Source organism: Dyella sp., from assembly GCF_036568765.1.
GTDB lineage: Bacteria > Pseudomonadota > Gammaproteobacteria > Xanthomonadales > Rhodanobacteraceae > GSA-30.
Window position 1 is genome coordinate 1 of the sequence record NZ_DATCRY010000012.1, and the last position, 5,338, is coordinate 5,338.

The 5,338-nt window shown below is 63.8% G+C and carries 5 protein-coding genes and 2 pseudogenes; all 7 read right to left on the reverse strand.

Features of this window, described 5'->3' with window-relative positions:
* Nucleotides 1-631 (reverse strand): annotated as a pseudogene (gene fliI / locus VIM98_RS00740) (flagellum-specific ATP synthase FliI); the annotation flags it as partial.
* Entirely contained in the window at nt 628-1,278 is a 651-nt protein-coding gene (locus tag VIM98_RS00745; RefSeq protein WP_331991173.1) for a flagellar assembly protein FliH, read from the reverse strand. The gene VIM98_RS00745 and the pseudogene fliI, both read right to left, overlap by 4 nt.
* The gene (gene fliG / locus VIM98_RS00750) at nt 1,278-2,267 is read right to left on the reverse strand and encodes a flagellar motor switch protein FliG (RefSeq protein WP_331991177.1); all 990 of its coding nucleotides are present in this window, start codon (nt 2,265-2,267) and stop codon (nt 1,278-1,280) included. The genes VIM98_RS00745 and fliG overlap by 1 nt, the downstream gene beginning before the upstream one ends.
* Before the next feature lie 10 nt (nt 2,268-2,277).
* On the reverse strand, nt 2,278-3,975 hold the full coding sequence (gene fliF, locus VIM98_RS00755) for a flagellar basal-body MS-ring/collar protein FliF (RefSeq protein ID WP_331991174.1): 1,698 nt from the start codon (nt 3,973-3,975) through the stop codon (nt 2,278-2,280).
* A 57-nt stretch (nt 3,976-4,032) separates the two neighbouring features.
* Complete coding sequence (fliE, locus tag VIM98_RS00760; RefSeq protein WP_331991175.1) at nt 4,033-4,365, reverse strand: flagellar hook-basal body complex protein FliE; 333 nt, start codon at nt 4,363-4,365, stop codon at nt 4,033-4,035.
* A gap of 139 nt (nt 4,366-4,504) precedes the next feature.
* Nucleotides 4,505-4,777: a helix-turn-helix domain-containing protein gene (locus VIM98_RS20615; protein WP_414650175.1), complete on the reverse strand. Its 273-nt coding sequence runs from the start codon at nt 4,775-4,777 to the stop codon at nt 4,505-4,507.
* A 24-nt stretch (nt 4,778-4,801) separates the two neighbouring features.
* A pseudogene (locus tag VIM98_RS20620) lies at nt 4,802-5,338 on the reverse strand (sigma 54-interacting transcriptional regulator); the annotation flags it as partial.

Genomic DNA, 5,338 nt, shown 5'->3' on the forward strand with positions numbered 1-5,338 from the left:
ATTCCTTTACTTCGCGACCGCGCTCGCCGATCAGGCCGACCACGACGACATCGGCATTGGTGTAACGCGTCATCATGCCGAGCAGCGTCGACTTACCGACACCGGAGCCGGCGAACAGCCCCAGGCGTTGGCCGCGCCCCACAGTCAACAAGGCATTGATCGCGCGCACGCCGACATCCAAGGGGGTGTCGATCGGCTTGCGTGCCATCGGATTGATCGGATCGTTCTTAAGGCCCGCATGTTCGTCCGCGTCGAGCGGTCCCTGCCCGTCCAGCGGTGCGCCATCGGCTCCAACCACGCGACCGAGCAACGCTTCGCCCACCGGCAATCCGCCAGCATGGGCGCAAGGGCGCACGCGCGCATTCGGCAGTACTCCGTGCATTTCGCCTACTGGCATCAGCAGCAGGCGCTCATCGGCAAAACCGACCACTTCGGTATCCAGTTCCGCACCGTCGGCCGTCGCCACCAGGCAGCGCGCGCCCAATGGCGCCTCGCAACCTTCGGCTTCAAGTGTCAGGCCTACGACGCGCCGCAGGCGTCCCTCGACAATCAGCGTTTGCGCCGCCAGGGCGCGCTGGCGACGTCGCGCCAGCTTGTCACGCCATGCCGCCTGGCGCATCGTGACGCTCATCCGACGCCGCCTTCGCTGGCGTCCTCGTCCTGCCCGTCGACGCCAAGCACCGCATCGACGACAGCAGCCAGCCGTGTCTCGATGCGCGCATCCAACCGCGAGCGGCCGCTTTCCAGCACGCAGTCGCCACGATCCAGCGCAGGGTCCGGCAAAAGCTGCCAGGTTGTCTCGACCGCATCGAGTTCGCGCAACAACTGCACATCGTCCGGATGCAAGCGCACACGCAGTTCGCGCTCGGCCGCAGGCAGGGATACCGCCGCCTCGCGAACGGCACGCACAATCAATTCCGGCGTCGTGCGCAATTCATGTGCAAGCACGCGCCGCGCTACCACCATGGCTAGTTGGGCCAGCTCCTGCTCGGTGGCATCGTCGAGCATCTGCATGGGCCGGGCGATCGATTCGAATAAAGCCTCGAGCCGCCCACGATGCTCACGCAATTCTTCGGCGGCCTTGGCGCGTCCTTCCGCCAGGCCAGTAACGAAACCTTCCTCCCGCGCCTGCCGCTCCAGCTCTTCCAGCTCGAACACAGTGGGGCGTGGCGGTGTTTCGTCCTCGACCGGCGTCGCAGGCGGTTGGTGATCGCCGACATGCGGCGGCTCCCAGCGCAGGAAGTCTTGCAGCAGTTCGCGCGCCAGGATCGGCTTCATCAGACGAACTCGTCACCGCTGGCCGACAAGCTGATCTGCCCCGAGTCGGCGAGTCGGCGCGCAATCCCGAGCACCTCCTTCTGCGCCGCATCGACCTCGCTCAAGCGCACCGGTCCCTTCACTTCCAGATCGTCGCGCAACATGTCGGCAGCACGCTGGGACATATTGGCGAAGAACTTCTCCCGCACGCTCGGCTCAGCCCCTTTGAGCGCAACGACCAGGCGCGCCGAAGGCACCTCGCGCAACAAGGTCTGGATGCTGCGATCGTCCAGCTCGGCCAGATCGTCGAACACGAACATCAGTTCTTCGATGCGCCCCCCCAGGTTGGCGTCATGCGAGCGGATCGCTGCCATCAGTTCCGCTTCGCGGCTGGTTTCCATGGCATTGAGAATGTCCGCTGCGGCCTTGAGTCCGCCAACGTTGGCCGACTTGAGCTTGTTGGTATTGCCGGAGAACTGGCGCTCCATGATTTCGTCCAGTTCGTGCAACGCATGCGGCTGCACGCCGTCGAGCGTGGCGATGCGCATCACCGCATCCGAACGTGTGCGTGCCGGCAGATAACCGATCACCTCGGCGGCTTGATCCGGCTCCAGATGCGCGAGCACCAGGGCGATAATCTGCGGATGCTCTAACCCGATCATCTCGGCGATGGCGCGGCTTTCCATCCACTTGAGCGATTCCAGGCCCTTGCTGCTGCGGCCGAGAAGAATGCGGTCAATCAGGCCGCCGGCCTTGCTCTCGCCGAGCGCATTGACCAGCACGCGGCGAATGTATTCCTCGGTGCCCACACCGAACGAGGTCTGTCGACCCAGTTCTTCATTGAGCATGTCGAGCACCTGCTCGACCTGTTCGCGGGTGACGCTGGTCAGCCCGGCCATCGCGGTGCCAACCGCCTGCACATCGCGTGCAGAGAGGTGCTTGAGGACCTCGGCGGCATCCTGCTCGCCCAGGGTGAGCAACAGGATGGCCGCGCGCTGCGCGCCGGTCACTGTGGGTTGATTAGCCGCCATCCTCGCCCACCCAGTTCTTCACTACTTGCGCTACTTGCTTGGGATTCTCGGCAACCATCCGGCGTGCGATGCCGATGCGTTGCTCATAGGCCGCACCGGGCGGCAGACCGGGACGACTGCGGCCACGGTCGGCTGCGGGCTCGTCTTCCTCGTCCTCGTCGTCGGTCAGTCGTACCGAAACGGTCGGGATCGGCCCGGCCAGCGCGGGCTGCATCATCGGTGCCGGTGGCTTCAGCAAGCCTTTGAGCATCGGCCGCAGGAAAACAAAGCCGACGATCAAAGCCAGCAACACACCGACGCCTTGCTTGATCAGATCCATCATGCCGGGGCGCTGCCAGAACGCTTCTTGCGGCAGCTTGTCGTCGACCGGGTTCTGGTGGAATGGCTGGTTGATCACGCTCACCGTGTCGCCACGCTGCGCATCGAAGCCGACCGCATTCTTGGTCAGGTCGGTCAGGTGCTGCAGTTCCTGCTGGGTGAACGGCACACTCTTGTTCGGGTCTGTACCGACCGGCTTGTTGTCGACCAGCACTGCCACGCTCAGGCGCGCCAGTCGGCCGGCAGGGTCGCTGACATGGCTGACGGTGCGATCCAGTTCGTAATTGCGCGTCGCGCTGCTGGAAGCCTCGCTTGGTGCGCTGGCCTGCGCGGTGGCGGCATTCGCTGCCCCGGCTTTGCCCGCATTCGGGCGCGCAGCCGTGGGCTGGGCCACCGTGTTGGGCGGCTGATTGCTCAATGCACCCGGCACGCCATTGTTCGCGGCGATATCGTGACGCTGCTCGCTATGCGTCTGTTCGCTACGCAGGGCCGAGTGGTCGTGGTCGTACGTCTCGGTCGCTTTCTCGGTCTGGCTGAAATCCATCTCCGCCGAAACCTGCGCCCGCACCCGTCCAGGCCCGACCAAGGGCGTCAACAGATCTTCGACGCGCTGCGCATACGTATTTTCCAGGCGTGTCGCCAGGCGCAGGCGGCTGTCGCCGATCGCTCCCGGGCTGTCCGGGTCGCTGATGGTCAGCAACTGCCCCTGCTGATCGATCACAGATACCTGACGCGGATCGAGATCCGGCACGCTGGCGGCAACCAGGTGAACGATGGCGGCAACTTGGCTCGCATCGAGCTGGCGACCGGGATACAGCGTGATCAACACCGACGCGCTGGCCTGGCGATTATCGCGAATGAAGGCCGATGGCTTGGGCAGCGCCAGATGCACGCGTGCGGCACGCACCGATTGCAGCCCGGCAATGGTATTGCCCAAGTCCGTTTCCAGCATCTGCTGGTAACGCGTGCGTTCGGCCAGGTCGCTCATGCCGAATGGCGAATCGGCTGCGGGCATGGCCGTACCGGCACTGCCTTGCGGCAGGCCTTGCGCGGCAAGCTTGAGGCGCACCGCGGCCAGGTCGGCAGCAGGTACCGAGATCGAACTGCCATCGGGGCTGAGTGTGTACTGCGTATTGCTCGCCTGCAGCGCCTGCGTCACCGCCGCGGCATCTTTGGAATCCAGGCCCGCATAGAGCAACGCATAATTGGGGCCACGCGACCACAGCACGACACCGACGCCGATGGCCACAGCCAGCGCTACGCCGAACAGCAACATCAGCTGTCGCGTCGCCGGGCTGCGGGCGATCTGCTTCAGGGGGTCAAGGCGCGTGCCGTTGTCGGCAGGTTGCGCGATGGCGGTATCGGCCATGAAGACTGCTCAATCGACTTGGGGTGGCATGGGGATGAACCGGTTCGGCGTGTTCGACTACACCGACATGTTCATGATGTCTTTGTACGCGTCGAGCAACTTGCTGCGCACGGCGGTCACCGCGCGCAAGGAAAGATCGGCCTTTTGCACGGCCACCATGGTGCTGGCCAGGTCCGAGCCGGGGTCGCCACGCTCGAAACTCGCCGCCATGTTGCCGGCCTGCATCTGCGTCTCCCCCACCTTGGCGAGCGACTGCTTGAACAGGGTGCCGAAATCCAGGCCCTGGCTCGTGGCAGGCGCCGCGCTGCTATAGGCAACGTCCGGCATACGCACCTGCGAGGACATCTGGCGCATTTGCGAAAGCAAGCTATTGACGTCGATTTGACTCATGTCGAAATTCCAACGCTTATGGCAGTTCCCGTGACTTAAAAAGCACAAGCCATGCCATCGTTACGTCATGTGCCGAAGAAGCGGCGCGTCCATTTCGGACTGCGACGCAAAACAGCGTGAAAACAGTCTTTCTATCGTTTCATCCGTTGACCGAGAGCATCGGCTGCAACCCGTACTTGCGCAGCTTTTCTACCAAGGTGGTGCGCTGCATACGCAGCAGCTTGGCCGCATGCGCCACCACACCGTCGGTAGCGTCAAGAGCCTGACGGATCAAACCGATTTCGATATCGGCAAGGTGATCCTTCAGGTCCAGGCCACCTTCGGGCAGATGAATCGCCGAATCGATGGTCTGGCTGGCGCCGATCGGCAGACCGATCACGTGGCGATCGTCCATCAGCGACATCAGGGCCATGCCGCTGGCCTCTTCGTTGCCCGCGTTGCCACGGTACTTCTCCGGCAGATCGGCCGCGCGTACTTCGCCATGCGGATAGAGAATGGCCAGGCGTTCGACCAAGTTGGACAGCTCACGTACATTGCCCGGCCAGCTGTGCATGCGCAGGGCATGCATGGCACCGTTGCTGAAGCGCACACCGTCGAGCCCCCGGCGCAGCAGGCGCTGGTTGAATTCTTCGATGAGCTCCGGCAGATCGTCCACGTGCTCGCGCAGGGCCGGCATTTCCAGCGGGAACACGCTCAAGCGGTAGTAGAGATCCTCGCGGAAACGGCCCTCGGCGATCGCCTGCTCCAGATTGCGATGCGTCGCAGCGATAATGCGAACGTCACAGCGCTGGGTCTTGTTGCCGCCGACGCGTTCGAACATGCGCTCCTGCAGCACGCGCAGTAACTTGACCTGCATCGGCAAGCTCATGTCGCCGATTTCGTCGAGAAACAAGGTACCGCCCTCGGCCATTTCGAATCGGCCCTTGCGGCTGCTGATCGCACCGGTAAAGGCGCCTTTTTCATGGCCGAACAG

Excerpts from the sequence above, each read along its gene's own strand:
- fliF (WP_331991174.1), bottom strand. The coding sequence starts at position 3,975 with ATGGCCGATACCGCCATCGCGCAACCTGCCGACAACGGCACGCGCCTT.
- VIM98_RS00745 (WP_331991173.1), bottom strand. The coding sequence starts at position 1,278 with ATGAAGCCGATCCTGGCGCGCGAACTGCTGCAAGACTTCCTGCGCTGG.
- fliE (WP_331991175.1), bottom strand. The coding sequence starts at position 4,365 with ATGAGTCAAATCGACGTCAATAGCTTGCTTTCGCAAATGCGCCAGATG.
- VIM98_RS20615 (WP_414650175.1), bottom strand. The coding sequence starts at position 4,777 with ATGGCCCTGATGTCGCTGATGGACGATCGCCACGTGATCGGTCTGCCG.